At 64.8% G+C, this 14,873-nt stretch carries 16 protein-coding genes and 1 pseudogene; 7 read left to right on the forward strand and 10 right to left on the reverse strand.

Features of this window, described 5'->3' with window-relative positions:
• Positions 1 to 119: 119 nt before the first annotated feature.
• Genes AB7290_RS04255 through aroQ form a run of 4 tightly spaced genes read left to right on the forward strand, consistent with a single transcriptional unit; the run spans position 120 to position 3,450 of the window.
• On the forward strand, positions 120 to 1,148 hold the full coding sequence (locus AB7290_RS04255; protein ID WP_085402606.1) for a TRAP transporter substrate-binding protein: 1,029 nt from the start codon (positions 120 to 122) through the stop codon (positions 1,146 to 1,148).
• Positions 1,149 to 1,173: 25 nt separating this feature from the next.
• Complete coding sequence (locus AB7290_RS04260; RefSeq protein ID WP_085402605.1) at positions 1,174 to 1,722, forward strand: TRAP transporter small permease; 549 nt, start codon at positions 1,174 to 1,176, stop codon at positions 1,720 to 1,722.
• Positions 1,719 to 2,999 carry a TRAP transporter large permease gene (locus AB7290_RS04265; RefSeq protein WP_085402604.1) on the forward strand — a complete coding sequence of 427 codons (1,281 nt, stop codon included), beginning with the start codon at positions 1,719 to 1,721 and terminating at the stop codon, positions 2,997 to 2,999. The genes AB7290_RS04260 and AB7290_RS04265 overlap by 4 nt, the downstream gene beginning before the upstream one ends.
• Positions 3,000 to 3,018: 19 nt before the next feature.
• On the forward strand, positions 3,019 to 3,450 hold the full coding sequence (aroQ, locus tag AB7290_RS04270; protein WP_085402603.1) for a type II 3-dehydroquinate dehydratase: 432 nt from the start codon (positions 3,019 to 3,021) through the stop codon (positions 3,448 to 3,450).
• A 59-nt stretch (positions 3,451 to 3,509) separates the two neighbouring features.
• Here the strand turns inward: aroQ and AB7290_RS04275 are convergent, their stop codons facing one another.
• The 4 genes from AB7290_RS04275 to AB7290_RS04290 all read right to left on the reverse strand — a co-directional run bounded on the left by AB7290_RS04275 (position 3,510) and on the right by AB7290_RS04290 (position 8,301).
• Positions 3,510 to 4,571 carry an MBL fold metallo-hydrolase gene (locus AB7290_RS04275; protein ID WP_085402602.1) on the reverse strand — a complete coding sequence of 354 codons (1,062 nt, stop codon included), beginning with the start codon at positions 4,569 to 4,571 and terminating at the stop codon, positions 3,510 to 3,512.
• A gap of 135 nt (positions 4,572 to 4,706) precedes the next feature.
• Positions 4,707 to 6,863, reverse strand: a complete 2,157-nt coding sequence (locus AB7290_RS04280; protein ID WP_085402601.1) for a methyl-accepting chemotaxis protein — start codon at positions 6,861 to 6,863, stop codon at positions 4,707 to 4,709.
• A gap of 167 nt (positions 6,864 to 7,030) precedes the next feature.
• Positions 7,031 to 7,756 (reverse strand): outer membrane protein, encoded by a 726-nt coding sequence (locus tag AB7290_RS04285; RefSeq protein WP_085402682.1) that lies wholly within the window; start codon positions 7,754 to 7,756, stop codon positions 7,031 to 7,033.
• Positions 7,757 to 7,980: 224 nt separating this feature from the next.
• Positions 7,981 to 8,301, reverse strand: a complete 321-nt coding sequence (locus tag AB7290_RS04290) for a hypothetical protein (RefSeq protein ID WP_085402600.1) — start codon at positions 8,299 to 8,301, stop codon at positions 7,981 to 7,983.
• A gap of 120 nt (positions 8,302 to 8,421) precedes the next feature.
• On the opposite strand from AB7290_RS04290, the gene AB7290_RS04295 reads away from it, so the two are divergent.
• Together AB7290_RS04295 and AB7290_RS04300 are read left to right on the forward strand one after the other, a co-directional pair.
• A complete protein-coding gene (locus AB7290_RS04295; protein WP_063980791.1) occupies positions 8,422 to 8,763 on the forward strand; it encodes a hypothetical protein in 342 nt (113 codons plus the stop codon).
• 126 nt (positions 8,764 to 8,889) lie between these two features.
• Entirely contained in the window at positions 8,890 to 9,177 is a 288-nt protein-coding gene (locus AB7290_RS04300) for a hypothetical protein (RefSeq protein WP_071917770.1), read from the forward strand.
• Positions 9,178 to 9,207: 30 nt separating this feature from the next.
• On the opposite strand, the gene AB7290_RS04305 is transcribed toward AB7290_RS04300, so the two are convergent.
• From AB7290_RS04305 to AB7290_RS04315, 3 genes and pseudogenes are all read right to left on the reverse strand, one after another.
• Positions 9,208 to 10,143 (reverse strand): AEC family transporter, encoded by a 936-nt coding sequence (locus AB7290_RS04305; RefSeq protein ID WP_085402599.1) that lies wholly within the window; start codon positions 10,141 to 10,143, stop codon positions 9,208 to 9,210.
• Positions 10,144 to 10,247: 104 nt separating this feature from the next.
• A pseudogene (locus tag AB7290_RS04310) lies at positions 10,248 to 10,457 on the reverse strand (hypothetical protein).
• On the reverse strand, positions 10,454 to 10,627 hold the full coding sequence (locus tag AB7290_RS04315) for a hypothetical protein (RefSeq protein WP_167768152.1): 174 nt from the start codon (positions 10,625 to 10,627) through the stop codon (positions 10,454 to 10,456). The pseudogene AB7290_RS04310 and the gene AB7290_RS04315 overlap by 4 nt, the downstream one beginning before the upstream one ends.
• A gap of 383 nt (positions 10,628 to 11,010) precedes the next feature.
• Here AB7290_RS04315 and AB7290_RS04320 point away from each other — a divergent pair, with 383 nt between their 5' ends.
• Positions 11,011 to 11,283, forward strand: coding sequence for a hypothetical protein (locus AB7290_RS04320; RefSeq protein ID WP_085402681.1), 273 nt, complete (start codon positions 11,011 to 11,013; stop codon positions 11,281 to 11,283).
• An 18-nt stretch (positions 11,284 to 11,301) separates the two neighbouring features.
• Here the strand turns inward: AB7290_RS04320 and AB7290_RS04325 are convergent, their stop codons facing one another.
• Genes AB7290_RS04325 through AB7290_RS04335 form a run of 3 tightly spaced genes read right to left on the reverse strand, consistent with a single transcriptional unit; the run spans position 11,302 to position 14,731 of the window.
• Positions 11,302 to 12,921: an ABC transporter ATP-binding protein gene (locus AB7290_RS04325; RefSeq protein WP_085402680.1), complete on the reverse strand. Its 1,620-nt coding sequence runs from the start codon at positions 12,919 to 12,921 to the stop codon at positions 11,302 to 11,304.
• Positions 12,922 to 12,923: 2 nt separating this feature from the next.
• Complete coding sequence (locus tag AB7290_RS04330) at positions 12,924 to 13,763, reverse strand: ABC transporter permease (RefSeq protein ID WP_028148686.1); 840 nt, start codon at positions 13,761 to 13,763, stop codon at positions 12,924 to 12,926.
• On the reverse strand, positions 13,760 to 14,731 hold the full coding sequence (locus tag AB7290_RS04335) for an ABC transporter permease (protein WP_085402596.1): 972 nt from the start codon (positions 14,729 to 14,731) through the stop codon (positions 13,760 to 13,762). Before AB7290_RS04335 ends, AB7290_RS04330 begins: the two co-directional genes overlap by 4 nt.
• Positions 14,732 to 14,873 lie beyond the last annotated feature (142 nt).

Here is a 14,873-nt window from a genome sequence, read left to right on the forward strand (position 1 = left end):
TCGAAACTTTATCAAGTGTTTCATGTAATATCAGACAAAATCAAAAATATAGGTTGATTTATAATTCGTCATATAAGACGTTCCTGTCCCTAAGAACGAGATCAACAGGGGAGGGAGCGATGCCCGTTCGGTTCAAAGGTCTGGCTTTGGTGGCGGCGATCGGCGCGGTCGCCTTGGGCGCGATGGGGCCGGCCTCGGCGCAGGCCATTCAGGAGCGCACCATCCGCTGGGGGCACCTCAACAACACCGACCATCCCGTCAGCAAAGGCGTGCAGAAATTCGCCGAGATCGTCGCGGCGAAGAGCGGCGGCAAGATTAGGGTGCGCGAATATCCGGCCAATCAGCTGGGCAGCGAGATGCAGCAGCAATCGGCGCTGCGCGCCGGCACCCAGGAGATGCAGTCGCCGGCGACGACGTCGCTGGTCGGCATCGTCAAGGATTACGGCCTGATCGATTTCCCCTTCATCGTCTCGACGCCGCAGCAGGCCGACGCCTTGCTCGATGGTCCGCTCGGCGCAGCGCTGCTGGCAAAGCTGCCTGAGAAGGGGCTGGTTGGTCTCGCTTATTGGGATCTCGGCTTCCGCAACGTCACCAACAGCAAGCGTGCCATCACCAAGGGCGAGGACCTCGGCGGCATCAAGATCCGTGTGATCCCGAACCCGGTCTATCTGGAGACCTTCAAGGCCTTCAACGCCAACCCGGTGCCGATGAGTTTCTCGGAGCTCTATAGCGCGTTGGAGACGGGCACCGTCGACGGCCAGGAGAACCCGTTCTCCGTGATCCTGTCGAACAAGTTCTTCGAGGTGCAAAAGTATCTCAGCGTCACCAATCATACCTACTCGACCAACATCATCCTGATCAGCAAGAAATTCTGGGACGGGCTTTCGCCCGACGAGCAGAAGATTTTGCAGGACGCGGCGATCGAGGCACGCGACTACCAGCGCAAGGTCAGCCGCGAGCAGGCCGCTGCCGCGATCGACGAGCTCAAGGCCAAGGGCATGGCCGTCAACGAGATCGCACCCGCCGAGCTCGATCGCATGCGCGAGAAGACAAAGCCGATCGCGGAAAAATTCTCGGCCGACTACGACCCAGCCATCGTCAAGCTGTTCAACAGTGAGCTCGACCGCGTGCACGCGCTGAAGCCGTAAGCCGACGCGCAGCAGGACGGACCTGATGAAGACAGTGGTCAACGCCTATTTCTGGCTGCTCCGCGCGGTGATCGCGGTGCTGCTTGCCGCCATGGTGGTGCTGGTGTTCGGCAACGTCGTGCTGCGCTACGGCTTCAATTCCGGGATTGCGATCTCGGAAGAGCTGTCGCGCTGGCTGTTCGTGTGGATGGTGTTTCTGGGCGCGATCATCGGCCTGAAGGAGCATGCCCATCTCGGCGTCGACAGCCTCGTCAAGGTGCTGTCGCCGTTCGGCCGCAAGGTCTGCTACGGCCTCAGCCACGCGCTGATGCTCTATGCCTCCGTGCTGCTGACGGAAGGCTCCTGGAAGCAGACGGTGTTGAACTGGGATACGGTGGCGCCCGCCTCGGGGCTCTCGGTCGGCCTGTTCTACGCTGCCGGGATCGTGTTCGGCGCCTCCTCCTGCGTGATCATCGTGCACGAGCTTTATCGGCTCGTGACCGGGCAGGTCGCCGATGCCGATCTGATCGCCATCAGCGAGTCCGAGGAGCTCCCGCATTCTCCTGGCGCCGCGAGCGGAAAGCAGCAGGCATGACTGTCGCCGTCTTCACCTTCTCGCTGCTCGGCGCCATGGCGATCGGCATGCCGATCGCGTTTGCGCTGATCATCTGCGGCATCGCGTTGATGACCTATCTCGCGATGTTCGATTCCCAGATCATCGCGCAGAACGTCATCAACGGCGTCGATTCCTTTCCGTTGATGGCAGTGCCGTTCTTCATCCTCGCCGGCGAGGTCATGAACACCGGCGGCCTGGCGCGTCGCATCCTCAACTTCGCGATCGCGCTGGTCGGCCATTTCCGCGGCGGGCTCGGCTATGTCGCGATCCTGACGTCATGCATCCTGGCCTCGCTGTCGGGCTCGGCGGTCGCGGACGCCGCGGCGCTCGGTGCGCTCCTGGTGCCGATGATGGCCGCCGCTGGCCACAATCGCGCCAGCGCGGCTGGCCTCGTCGCTGCCGGCGGGATCATCGCGCCCGTCATTCCTCCGTCGATCGGTTTCGTCATTTTCGGCGTCGCCGCCAATGTCTCGATCTCGAAGCTGTTTCTGGCCGGCATCGTGCCGGGCCTGCTGCTCGGCGTCGGCCTGTGCTTTGCCTGGTGGTGGGTGGTGCGCAAGGAGAACCCGGCGCGCCTGCCGCGCAAGAGCATCGCCGAGATCTGGTGCGCGCTGATCGACGGCTTCTGGGCCCTGATGCTGCCGATGATCATCATTTTCGGCCTGCGCTTCGGCATCTTCACGCCGACGGAAGCGGCCGTCGTCGTCGCCGTCTACTCGCTGGTGGTGGCGATGGGCGTCTATCGCGAGCTCAGGCCGGCACAATTGCCGGCGCTGCTGGTCTCGACCGCGCAGACCACGGCTGTCGTGATGTTCCTCGTCGCCGCGGCGCTGGTATCGTCCTGGCTGATCACGGTTGCCGAGATCTCCGACCAGATCGTGGCGCTCGTGCAACCGTTCGCGGGCAACAAGACCCTCCTCACCTTCGTTCTGATGATCATCGTCGTCATCGTCGGCACCGCGCTGGACATGACGCCGACGATCCTGATCCTGACGCCGATCCTGATGCCGATCGTCAAGCAGGCCGGCATCGACCCCGTCTATTTCGGCGTGCTCTTCATCATCAACAATGCGATCGGGCTGATCACGCCGCCGGTCGGCGTCGTGCTCAACGTCGTCTGTGGCGTTGCCCGCGTCTCGATGGATGATCTGATCCGCGGCGTCTGGCCCTTCCTGATCGCGCAGCTCGTCGTGCTAGCCTTGCTGACGCTGTTTCCCGTTCTCGTCACCGGTCCGGCCAAGTGGTTCGGTGGCTAACTTCCAGAAGGACCTGTCCATGAAACGCGTGATGATCCTCAACGGTCCCAACCTCAACATGCTCGGTATCCGCGAGCCGCACATCTACGGCACGACCACGCTCGCGGAGGTCAATGCAAGCTGCGAGGAAGCGGCCGGCAAGCTCGGGCTCAAGTTGGCCTTCCACCAGTCCAACCATGAAGGCGTGCTGGTCGATCTGATCCAGTCGGCGCGGCAGGACGCCGATGCGATCGTCATCAATCCGGCCGGCCTCTCCTTCACCTCGGTCTCGATCATGGACGCGATCAAGACCTTCGAAGGCCCGGTGCTGGAGGTCCACATCTCCAACATCCACGCCCGCGACGAATATCACCGCCACTCCAAGATCTCGTTCGTGGCCACCGGTGTGATCTGCGGGCTGGGCCCGTTCGGCTACGTCGCGGCGCTGCACGCGATCGCGAATATGAAGTGAGCTGGTAGCCGCGGCGGAGGTCTGCTCCCTCTCCCCGCAGGCGGGGAGAGGCGAAAAGCTCACGTTGTCCTGAACTGGAGCACGCCGTCTTTCGTCTCCGCCGTCAGCCGGCCCTCGACGATCATGTAATTGACGTGGGCAACGAGTTCGCCGGCGGCAAAGCCCATCTGGTGCTCGTCAAGCACGTGCTTGTTGAACACGACAGGCACCAGGGCGCGCGAGGTCTGCGGCACCTCGCTGCAGGCTTCCGCGATCAGGCGGCAGCGCTCCTCGTGGTGATCGGCGAGCTGCTTGATGCGGGTCTTCAGACCATAGAACGGCACGCCGTGGCCGGGCAGCACCAGCAGATCGTAGGGCAGGGTGGTGGTCAGGCTCGCGAGCGAGGCCAGATATTCGCCGAGCGAGTTCTGGTCGGGTTCGACCGCCCACACGCTGACATTGGGCGAGATCTTGCTCAGCACCTGGTCGGCGGAGAGGAACAGCTTGTCGTCGGCGCAATACAGCATCACCTGGTCGAGCGCGTGCCCGCCGCCGGTGATCACCTTGAAGCGGCGCGTGCCGATCACGACCTCGTCGCCATGCGAGATGCGGCGGTAGGACGGCGGCAGCACCGAGACGCGCTTGAGATAATCCTGGCCGCGGCCGAGCAGCTTTTCGGTGAGCGACTCGTCCATGCCGTGGCGGCGGAAGAACAGCCGCTGGGCTTCGCGCCGCTCCTCGGTGCCGCGGTTCTGGTGGTAGACAGATTGCAGATATTCGACCTGCGTCATCACCAGCGGGCAGTTGAACCGCTCGACGATCCAGCCCGCGAGGCCGACGTGATCGGGGTGCGAATGCGTGACGATCAGGCGCGTGATGTTGACGCCCTTCAGCGGCCCCTCGAACAGTCTGGTCCAGGCCTCGATCGTTTCCTCGTTGCCGAAGCCGGCATCGATCATGGCATAGCCGTCGCCGTCGGCGAGCAGGTAGATGTTCACGTGGTTGAGGCGGAACGGCAGTTTCAGCCGCGCCCACAACACGCCGGGACGCACCTCGACGATCTCTTCGGGGCCGGGATGCTGTTCCCAGGGATAGCGCAGGGCCTCGGCCGAGGACTGCACGGTGTCGGTTTTCGGGTTCATGCTACCGGCTTAAACCCGCCGGGCGCGGGGCGCCAGCCGAAAAAGGCCGGGCCGTGGTCTCCGCATGGCGGTCATACCTGCAGTTTTCCGTAGCCCGGATTACGCGGCGCTCCATCCGGGCTACGGGCCGGCGGCTTACGCCGCCCGCATGTTGTTGAGGAATGCGTCGATCTCTCCGCGCAGCATGTCGGCTTCGCGGCGGAGCGCGTCGGAGGCGCCCAGCACTTCGCTCGCCGCCGCGCCGGCTTCCGCGGACGCCGTGGAGACGCCGATGATGTTGCTGGAGACCTCGCTGGTGCCGCCGGCGGCATGCTGGATGTTGCGGGCGATTTCGCGGGTGGCCGCGCCCTGTTCCTCGACCGCGGCGGCGATCGTCGTCGTCACGTCGTTGATCTCGCCGATGATCCGGCCGATGCCCTGGATGGCGCCGACCGCGGAGGTCGTGACCGACTGCATGCTGGCGATCTGGGTGCGGATCTCTTCCGTCGCCTTGGCGGTCTGGCTCGCGAGGCTCTTCACCTCGGAGGCGACCACTGCGAAGCCGCGGCCGGCTTCGCCCGCGCGCGCCGCCTCGATGGTGGCGTTGAGCGCGAGCAGGTTGGTTTGCGAGGCGATGGTCTGGATCAGGTCAACCACGACGCTGATGCGGCTCGCACTGTCGGCAAGGCTCTGCACCGTGGTGTCGGTGGCGCCGGCCTCGTCGACCGCCTTCCTTGCGATCGCGGCCGAGGTGACGACCTGCTTGCTGATCTCCTCGATCGAGGACGACAGCTGCTCGGTGCCTGATGACACGGTCTGCACGTTGACCGAGGTCTCCTCCGCGGCGGATGCAACCGCGTTCACCAGCGCGTTGGACTGGTCGGCGGTGTTCGACATGCTCTGCGCGGTGGACTGCATCGAATTGGCCGATTGCGCGAGATTGTCGAGCGCGTTGCGTACCGCGCCCTCGAACTCGGCGATCTTCGCTTCCATGCGCGCGGCACGCTCGGCCTTGGCGACACGGTCCTTGTCCTGCTCGCTCGACATCGCGCGGGCCTCGATCATGCTCTCGCGGAACACCTGCAGCGTGCTCGCCATCACCGAGATTTCGTCGTTGTGGTGCTTCGAGCGGTAGATCTCCGTCTCGAGGTCGCCGTTCGCGAGCAGCTGCATCGACTGATGCAGCGCGCCGATCCGCCGCAGGATGTTGCGGCCGACATAGAGCCAGACGAACAGCGCCGAGCCGACCAGCATCAGCGCGCCCAGCGCCAGCATCGCGGTGGTGGCGAGCGAGATCTCCTGGCGCGCCTGGAACGTCGACGCGTTGGTCTCCTTCTGCACGCCGTCGACGAGCTGCTGCACGCTGATGCCGAGACCGACATTGAGCTTGCGGGTCTCGTCCAGGATAGTCTGGCCGTAGTCGATGGCGTCGAGCTCCTTCTGGCGGATCTTGAACACGCCGGTCTTGCCCTCGCCGAAGGCGAACAGCTTCTGCACGGCGTCGCGCACCGTCTGCATCGAGGGCATGTTCGGGAGGTCCTCGAGGTTCGACTTGACGCGGTCGCGCGTCGCCTTGAACTCCTTCTCGATCGCCTCCAGCGTGTCGCTGTTGTTGGCCGACAGCGCCGCCATCATGTCGGCGGCCATGAGATTGCCGTTGGCGGAGATTGTCGCGACCTGGGAGACGGTGCGGGCGGCCTCAGTCGCATCATCGGCGGAAACTTCCGCCGCACCGAGGATCGCGTTCAAGCGTGTCTGTGCGTCCAGCATCGCAGGACCGGCCGCGCCGACGAAGGTGAGCTGCGCCTTGCGCAGCGCCTCATACTGCTTGTCATGCAGCGCGCCGGTCTCGAGCCGCTCACGCGCGGCCGACACCAGGCTCTGGGTCGCCTCGTCGATGCTCTTGGCGGTGTCGCGCAGCGCGGTTGCGATCTGCTTGTCGGCGCCGAGCTCGATGATCTCGCCGAGCTTGGCCATGGCGAGCTGCTGGATGTCCTTCACGCTCTTGGTGCGTTCCTTCAGCGCCTCGTCGGAGGGCGATGCCAGCAGGCCCGGGCCTTGCGCGGCGAGCGTCGCGCTCTGCGAGGCGAGCTGCAGGCTGGCGGAGAGGCGCGGGATGTCGCGGCCGCTCAGATCCATCATGGTCGCGCCGAGGTGATTGAAGACGAAGCCGGCGCCGGCTGCGATGACGAGGCCCATGCCCGCGATCAATGCGAAGGCGGCGAACAGGCTGCCGCGCACGCCCCACCTTGGCATCTTGAAACGAGGCTTGAGACGGCCAAGGACACGGCCAGCACCCAGACGGATCGCCATCGAAATTCCCCCACGCGTGATCTTTATATTTTCGCCGCGGAGTATCCCTGGGTCGGGTTAAAAAATCGCAAGTTGCACAATCGGTTGCGCCTGTTCCGCACAGCGAAAAAGAAAGGGCCGGCAGAGTTGCCGGCCCTTGATTGCGAAGAGATTTTTTGGAGGCGCGATCAGTAGCGCGCGACCGCCGAGTTGGCCCAGTTGAAGCGGTAGTTGACGCCCGCCTTGAAGGTGTGGTCGTCGGTCGTGAAGTTGCCGGTGCCCACCAGCGGGCCCGCGGTGAAGTGGGCGTCGCCGAAATTGTAGTACTGGTACTCGGCCTTGGCCGACCAGTTCGGGGCGAACATGTATTCGAGGCCGGCGCCGACGGTGTAGCCGTTGCGGTGATCGCCATCGATGATGAAGCCGGTCGGCACGCCGCCAATCGTCACCTTCTCGTTGTTGTCCGAATAGGCGTAGCCGCCCTTCACGTAGAGCAGGCCGGGACCCCAGGTGTAGCCGACGCGGCCGGTGATGGAGCCGAGGCCACGCTGGTCGTTGCTGTAGGCGACGCCGCCCGGGAACGCCGCGCCGACGCTGCCGGAGAGCCAGGAATACTGGCCTTCGACGCCGACCAGGAAGTTCGGGTTGAACTGCCAGTCCGCACCGACCTGCACGCCGCCGAGGAAACGGCCGTTGCCGTTGTTGCCGGTGGAGAGGCCGTTGAAATTGTTGTCGCTGGAGAACGCGCCGCCGACATGGCCGCCGACATAGAAGCCCGTCCAGTTGTAGATCGGCGCGGCATAGGCCGGCGCGGGCGCCTTGTAATAGTTGCGGTTGCCGAGATCGGCGCCGACGGCCGGCGCGGCAGCGCTCACCACGAGCAGCGCAACGGTTGCAAACAAAATCTTCTTCATCGTCTTGAACTCCAGCACTTTGGTCCCCGGCAGGCGCGCTGTCCGCGCCGTCGTTGGTTTTGCAGATAGCTCGCTTTTGACGAAAATGCTGTCACATCCGTGGCACAGCGACAGCCAACCTAACTTATTGGGCTGTAAATGATTTTCGTGCTTAATGGCGGCTTAAGAAGTGGTGAAGGAAGGCTTAACGTCGCAAGTCTCGGGTAACTTGCGCGCGTCTCTCGTTAACCAAGACGCCGCCGCGCCTCATCGCGCATCTGCTGGCGGAAGGCCGCGCGCCTTGCAGGCCGGTCTTCCTCGCGTACGTCGTGGCGATCGAAGACGTCGAACTTCTCCATGATCGGATAGCGCTCGCTCGCCATCGCGAGCACGCGCAGCACCTTGGTCGCGGACGGCGTCGGGCCACTGACCTCCCAGCGCCGGATGGTATCGGCGCCGCCCTTCTCCGGCAGTCCGCAAAGCTTGGCCATGTCGGCCGCGGTGAGCTTGCGCTCGAGCGCATCGGAAAGGTCGTTGCGGAGCTGCTTCAGTTCGGGGCCGGTCATGCTGCTTGCGTCCAGGGAAGTCACTGAAGGCGATGCACTAGCGCTGATTCGGGTCCATCCGAAGGCCGGTGGTCGTGATAGTGTGTCCATGCCGGTCGAGCATCAGCGAGGCGAAATCGCATGCCTGTGTTCAAGCTGCCCCTGTCGGGGGATGTCGTCCAGTCCATTTATCCGTCGTTCTTCAGTCCCACCGGCGGCCAGTTCGGTCTCGTCAACATCACGGTGGGGCAATCCTCGGCGCCAGATGTCGAGAAGGACGTGCTGTCGGATGTCGCCGGTTACGGCAAGCAGATCGGACAGATCGCGGACGCGCTGCTGGCCGTGGTCGAGCATCTGGAGTCGCGGCCCGACCACGCGCTCGCTGACGATCCGGCGATCGTCGCCTTCAAGGCGCTGATGCACTCTGTCGCGACAGTCAAGGAGCGACATGGCCGCAAGGCATGTCGTCCGAAGCGACGATGACCACGGCAGCGGTGTCTGGGTCAGGCACATTCGGGCGTGCACGAAGTTATGAACGGGTGCCCATGGAAATTCCGTGTTGAATGAACACATGGCACAGTGGGCTCGCAGCCAATGAAGGGAACCGCCATGACAAGCATCAAACCCGCCATTGCCGCACTCATCACTGTCGGACTGCTGGCCGCGCCCTTTGCAGCCGAAGCGAAGAAGGCCCGGCCGAGCCGGCATCACTACAGCACGGGCGTGGTGGCCCCGACCTATGGCGCCGCCGCATTGCCGGTCGCGCAGCCCAGGACCTCCTACGGGTCGTCCGGGCAGACGGTCGGGACGGTCACGGCGCCCTCGATCGGCTCGTACAATTGGCCGTCGGTCGGCGTGACCAATTCGGTGCCGACCTGGAGCAACACCACGAGATAGAGAACACCTCGCCAGGCGCGCCGGTGATCGTCAACGCGTGCCGGGCGCGAGGCCGGAGAGCAGGTAGAGCGCGACCAGCAATGTCGCGACCGACAGCATCGTCGTGACCGAGACGGTGGCCGCGACCAGCTTCTCCTCGACCTTGTGCTCGTGTGCCAGCACATAGACGGTCTTCGCCGTCGGCACGGCCGCGCATATGACGGCGGCAACCGTGTAGAGCGGATTGAGGCCGGTGACCACGCAAAGCCCGTAGACGATCAGCGGCATCACCACCAGCTTGACGGTCGCGAGCGCGAACGAGGCCTTCAGGTTGGATCGCAGACCGTCGACCGACAGGCCAAGCCCGATGGCAAACAGTGCGCAGGGCGTAAGCGCAGCGGCAATGATGTTCAGATAGGCCGCGACCGGCGCCGGAATCGGCAAGCCCGTGATCGCCCAGACGAGACCGATCAGCGTCGACAGCACCATCGGATTGAGCAGGATCTGCTTCACCAGCCCGGCGGAATGCGAAGGGCCGCGCACGTCCCTTTCCAGCAGGATGACCGTGAGCGGAAACATCACGCCGGCGACGAACACCGTCGCCACCGCGGCAGGCAAGACGGCGGGCTGGCCGTAGATCGCGTGCAGGATCGGGAGCGCCACGAAGCCGGTATTGGTCATGGCCGCCGCCATGCCATGGATCGTGCTGCTGGCGAGGTCGTGCTTGCCGCCCGCGCGGACCGCCAGGAAGACCAGCGCGAAGCAGAGGAGGGAGCCGCCGCCGAACGCGAGCAGGAAGCGCCATTCCAGCAGGTTGCGCGCCGGCTCCTGGGCGATCGTGACGATCAGCAGCGCCGGCATCGCCACGTTGTAGGCAAAATGCACCAGCGCGTCCGCAAGCGAGCGGGAGAGATAACCTGATACACCGGCAAACCAGCCGGTGACGATGATTGCGAACACGGGAAGAACGAGGCTGGCGACCTCCATCCGGCGTCCCCCTCTGCCAAGCAGCGCCGCCATTCTAGCCTGGCGATGCATGCTCGTCACGGTTCAACTGGATGGCGCCGCCCTCGACCAGACGGCCGGTGGCCTCAGGCGCCCCTGCCGGTCTGTTGACCGAACACGCAGCGCCATCCAGCCAGGCGTTCGGCCGGATGCTGGTTCATCCATTCGGCGAGCTGCGGCGCGCCCATCAGGCAGGACTGCATCGAGACGTTGGCGAAGTCCGAGGTGGTGACGATCTACTCGTGACAATTTGCCGGAGAGGAGAGGCTGCACAGCACCCCGATGATCTTGATCACGCCAGATTTCCTGCGTCGCCGTTGGCCGCGCGGCCGATCGTCGCCTTGCCCTGCGGCTCGCCGCTCGGATCAGCCGGCGGAAAAATGCTGTCGTAGATCGCGCGTGCCTCCTGAATGAGGCGAACGCGCTCGCGTTCGGATTTCGAGACAAACTGAATAACCTGGCCCATATCGGCTCCAATGGATCGGACATCCATCATCAGATGATGGAAATCATTCCATGCGAATCTGGGGTGTCGGCCTCTGTTTCGCATCTGTGCGGACGGTCACGAGGGATAAAAAGCCCGTGAGTGTTCCGTTGCGTGAAGAGGAGCGGAATACCTTAGCCATGAGCTGGCCTGACGTTGCCGGCGCCCGCTCCTCGTGTCCCGGGATCGCCCGCGTTCGGCTGGAGCTGCTCGTCGCGCCATCGTGATGGAGCGTAAGGCCCTGCAGTGTGGTCGTGTTGCGGCACATTTTCGCGCGCGTGGAGTTGTAAGATTGCTCAGTGCACGAGTGGTTCGACGAGCGAATGGCCGACGCGACTGAGACACCGCGCCCGAAAGGATTAGCCATGACAAGAACGAGACGCTCGATTGCGGTACTTATCGCGGTCGGATTTGCGGCATCGCCATTCGCTGCAGGCGCGCAGACGTCTGCGGCGGGCACCCAAGGCAACACGGGCGGTCTTTCCGGAGCGCCAGCAACGCAAGGCACAACTTATGGAAGCTCCGGACAGACCGTCGGGACCGTCACTGCGCCGTCGATCGGAACGTCTAATCAACCATCGGTCGGCGTGACCAACTCAGTCCCCACCTGGAGGAACACCAACCCTCCGGCCAAGTAGCAACCGCGATCGGCCGCCTCACGCCGCCGGCGCGCGCTCCTTCCGGCCCGGCACCGCCGCCAACAGTTCGCGCGTATAGGCGTGCTCTGGCGCGGCGAACAGTTGCGCGGTCGGCTTCAACTCGACGATGGCGCCGCGCTGCATCACCGCGATGCGGTCGCAGATTTGCGCCGCGACGCGCAAATCGTGGGTGATGAACAGCATCGAGAGGCCAAGGCGCGCCTTGAGGTCTTCGAGCAGTCGCAACACCTGCGCCTGCACGGAGACGTCGAGCGCGGAGACGGCTTCGTCGGCGACGATGATCTCCGGTTCGAGCGCGAGCGCGCGCGCGATGCCGATGCGCTGACGCTGGCCGCCGGAGAATTCATGCGGGTAGCGGTCGAGCGCGCCGGCGTCCAGCCCGACCATCCTGAGGAGATCGCGGGCGCGGTCGAACGCCACTTTCGGATCGATGCCGGCTGCGATCGGACCGTCGGCGATGATGTGCCCGACCTTGCGGCGCGGATTGAGCGAGGCGAACGGATCCTGAAAGATCATCTGGATGCGATGGCGCTCGGCGCGGAGCGCCTTGCCCGAGAGCTGCGTGAGATCGGTCTCGCCGATCCGCACCGTGCCGCGGTCGGCTTCGATCAGTCGCATCACCAGACGCGCCACCGACGATTTGCCGGAGCCGGATTCGCCGACGAGGCCGAGCGTCTCGCCCTTGAGAATGTTGAAGTTGACTTCGCGCGCGGCATCGACGCGGCGGTCCTCGCGAAACCAGCCGCCTGATGTGACATAGGTCTTGTCCAGCCCAATCACCTCGACGGCCCTGGCCTGGTCATCGAGCGGCTCGCGCGCCGGCGGATCCATCGACGGCACGGCGGCGAGCAGCGCCTTGGTGTAGTCGCGCTGCGGATTTTTGAAGACGGAGCTAGCGGGGCCTTCCTCGACGACCTTGCCATGCCTGAGCACCACGACCTGGTCGGCGATGTCGGCGACCACGCCGAAATCATGGGTGATGAACATCACCGCCATGTTGCGGTTGCGCTGGAGGTTGCGGATCAGTTTCAGGATCTGCGCCTGCGTGGTGACGTCGAGCGCGGTGGTGGGCTCGTCCGCGACCAGCACCGCAGGCTCGAGCGCGAGCGCCATCGCGATCATGGCGCGCTGGCGCTGGCCGCCGGAGAGCTGGTGCGGATAGGCGCGGACAATGCGCTCGGGGTCGGGCAGGCCGACCTCGCGCGCCAGCGACAGGGCCTTGGCGCGCCGCTCCTTCGGCGTCAGCAGGCCGTGGGCCTCGAACATCTCCGCCATCTGGTCGCCGATCCGCATCAACGGATTGAGCGCGGTCATCGGCTCCTGAAAAATCATCGCGAGCCGGCGGCCGCGCAAATCGCGCCAGCCGTCGTCATCGAGCTCGAGCAGGTCGCGGCCTTCGAACTGGATCTCGCCGGAGGTGACGGTGACCGTATCAGGCAGAAGCCCCATCAGCGCATGCGCGCACATCGACTTGCCGGAACCGGATTCGCCGACGACGCAGACGATCTTGCCGGGCCGCAAATCCAGCGAGACGCCGTCGACGGCGAACGGACGCTCGGCGCCCTTGGGCAGCGCGATCCGCAGATTCTTGATCGAGACGGCGGGCGGGGCGGTCATCATCACCGGCCCTCCCGCGACAGGCGCGGATTGAGCGCGTCGTTGAGGCCTTCGCCGATCAGGTTCAGCCCGAGCACCGAGATCAGGATGGCGACGCCGGGAAACACGGTGATCCACCAGGCCTGGCGGATCACGGTACGGCCGGCGCCGACCATGTAGCCCCAGGAGATCAGATTGGGATCGCCGAGCCCGAGGAATGCTAGCGAGGATTCCAACAGGATGGCGGTCGCCACCATCAGCGAAGCCAGCACGATCACCGGCGACAGCGCGTTCGGCAGGATCTCGCGCAGGATGATCCAGGTGTTGCTCTGGCCGGTGACGACGGCGGCCTGGACATATTCGCGCGTGCGCAGCGACAGCACCTCGCCACGCACGAGGCGGGCGACCGGCGGCCAGCTCACCACCGCGATCGAGGCCACGATCGAGTAGATCGAGGGCTGCAGGATCGCGACCAGCACGATCGCGAGCGCGAAGCTCGGAATGGTCTGGAAGAACTCGGTGAAGCGCATCAGGGCGTCGTCGACCTTGCCGCCGAAATAGCCGGCCATGGCGCCAATGGGAACGCCGACGACCAGCGCGACCAGCGTGGAGACGAGACCCACCAGCAGCGAGACGCGCGCGCCAAAGATCATGCCGGCGAACACGTCGCGGCCGAGCGCGTCGGTGCCGAGCGGCACGGTCGAGAGCGTGAAGGGTGGCAGGAACGGCCGCTGCACCATGCGCCAGGGTGAATTCGGGAACAGCATCGGCCCGAACACCGCGATCGAGATCGCAAGGACAAGGATGACGAGCCCGACGACGCCGCTCGGGCTCTTCAGCATCGATTTCCAGAACTGTTTCATGAGGCGAATTCGATGCGCGGGTCGACCAGTCGGTAGACGAGGTCGGTGATGAGGTTGAAGATCAGCACCATGGCGGAGCAGATCACGAAGACGCCGAGCAGGAGGTTGTAATCGCGCTGGAGCAGCGCGTCGTACATCAGACGCCCGATGCCGGGCCATGCGAACACGGTCTCGGTGATGACGGCGCCGCCGATCAGCGTGCCGGAATGCACACCGGCCAGCGTCACGACCGGCAGCAGCGCGTTGCGCAGCACGTGGCGGCGCTGGATCACGGCGTCGGAGAGGCCCTTTGCGCGCGCGGTCTTGACGAAGTCGAGGCGTTTCACTTCCAGCATCGAAGCGCGCGTCATGCGGGTGTAGGTCGCCATGAAGAACAGGCCGAGCGTCATCGCCGGCATGATCAGGTGCTTTGCGACGTCGACTGCGTGGGCAAGGCCGGTGAGGTTGGCGCCGACCGTCTCGTAACCGAAGCTCGGCAGCCAATCCATGGTGACCGAGAACAGGAGGATTCCCATCAGCGCCACCCAGAAGATCGGCATGGCGTAGAAGATCAGCGCGAACACGGTGATGGCCGTGTCGAGGAAGGTTCCGGCAAAGCGCGCGGCGAAGGTGCCGAAGAGAACGCCGAGCATGAGCGAGATCGCGAATGCGGTCAGTGTCAGCAGCAGCGTCGCCGGCAGCCGCTCGCCGATCAGCTTCACGACCGGCGCCTGCTGGCGGAAGGAGAAGCCGAGGTCGAGCGTGACGACGCCCTTGACGTAGATGAAGAGCTGCTCGGGCAGCGGCTTGTCGAGGCCGAACTTTTCCCGGAGCTGCTTGACGAAGACCTGGTCACTGGCGCCGGCCTCGCCCGCCATCACGACCGCGGGGTCGCCGGGCGCAAGCCGGATCAGGAAGAAATTGAGGACGACGATCGCGAGCAGGACGATCACGCCCTTCAGGACACGCTGAGCGACGAAGGAGAGCATATTAGAGAGTCATCTCTTGTAGCGTGACCTGGAGCCACGGAGACAGTGGGCTCCCTCGCCCCGCTCTTGTCCGCCGAAGCCTCGGCGAAGGCGGATGCGGGGAGAGGGTTGGGGTGAGGGGGACTCTCCGCGGGGACGGTGA

Origin of the sequence: Bradyrhizobium sp. 613_E4_N2_2 (genome assembly GCF_052075995.1) — a bacterium.
Classification (GTDB): domain Bacteria; phylum Pseudomonadota; class Alphaproteobacteria; order Rhizobiales; family Xanthobacteraceae; genus Bradyrhizobium; species Bradyrhizobium barranii.

Bases quoted from the DNA above. Each gene is read 5' to 3' on its own strand.
- AB7290_RS04325 (WP_085402680.1), bottom strand. From the start codon at position 12,921: ATGACCGCCCCGCCCGCCGTCTCGATCAAGAATCTGCGGATCGCGCTG.
- AB7290_RS04305 (WP_085402599.1), bottom strand. From the start codon at position 10,143: ATGGAGGTCGCCAGCCTCGTTCTTCCCGTGTTCGCAATCATCGTCACC.
- AB7290_RS04300 (WP_071917770.1), top strand. From the start codon at position 8,890: ATGACAAGCATCAAACCCGCCATTGCCGCACTCATCACTGTCGGACTG.
- AB7290_RS04335 (WP_085402596.1), bottom strand. From the start codon at position 14,731: ATGCTCTCCTTCGTCGCTCAGCGTGTCCTGAAGGGCGTGATCGTCCTG.
- AB7290_RS04315 (WP_167768152.1), bottom strand. From the start codon at position 10,627: ATGGGCCAGGTTATTCAGTTTGTCTCGAAATCCGAACGCGAGCGCGTT.
- AB7290_RS04265 (WP_085402604.1), top strand. From the start codon at position 1,719: ATGACTGTCGCCGTCTTCACCTTCTCGCTGCTCGGCGCCATGGCGATC.
- AB7290_RS04285 (WP_085402682.1), bottom strand. From the start codon at position 7,756: ATGAAGAAGATTTTGTTTGCAACCGTTGCGCTGCTCGTGGTGAGCGCT.
- AB7290_RS04260 (WP_085402605.1), top strand. From the start codon at position 1,174: ATGAAGACAGTGGTCAACGCCTATTTCTGGCTGCTCCGCGCGGTGATC.
- AB7290_RS04320 (WP_085402681.1), top strand. From the start codon at position 11,011: ATGACAAGAACGAGACGCTCGATTGCGGTACTTATCGCGGTCGGATTT.
- AB7290_RS04275 (WP_085402602.1), bottom strand. From the start codon at position 4,571: ATGAACCCGAAAACCGACACCGTGCAGTCCTCGGCCGAGGCCCTGCGC.
- AB7290_RS04255 (WP_085402606.1), top strand. From the start codon at position 120: ATGCCCGTTCGGTTCAAAGGTCTGGCTTTGGTGGCGGCGATCGGCGCG.
- AB7290_RS04330 (WP_028148686.1), bottom strand. From the start codon at position 13,763: ATGAAACAGTTCTGGAAATCGATGCTGAAGAGCCCGAGCGGCGTCGTC.
- AB7290_RS04280 (WP_085402601.1), bottom strand. From the start codon at position 6,863: ATGGCGATCCGTCTGGGTGCTGGCCGTGTCCTTGGCCGTCTCAAGCCT.
- aroQ (WP_085402603.1), top strand. From the start codon at position 3,019: ATGAAACGCGTGATGATCCTCAACGGTCCCAACCTCAACATGCTCGGT.
- AB7290_RS04290 (WP_085402600.1), bottom strand. From the start codon at position 8,301: ATGACCGGCCCCGAACTGAAGCAGCTCCGCAACGACCTTTCCGATGCG.
- AB7290_RS04295 (WP_063980791.1), top strand. From the start codon at position 8,422: ATGCCTGTGTTCAAGCTGCCCCTGTCGGGGGATGTCGTCCAGTCCATT.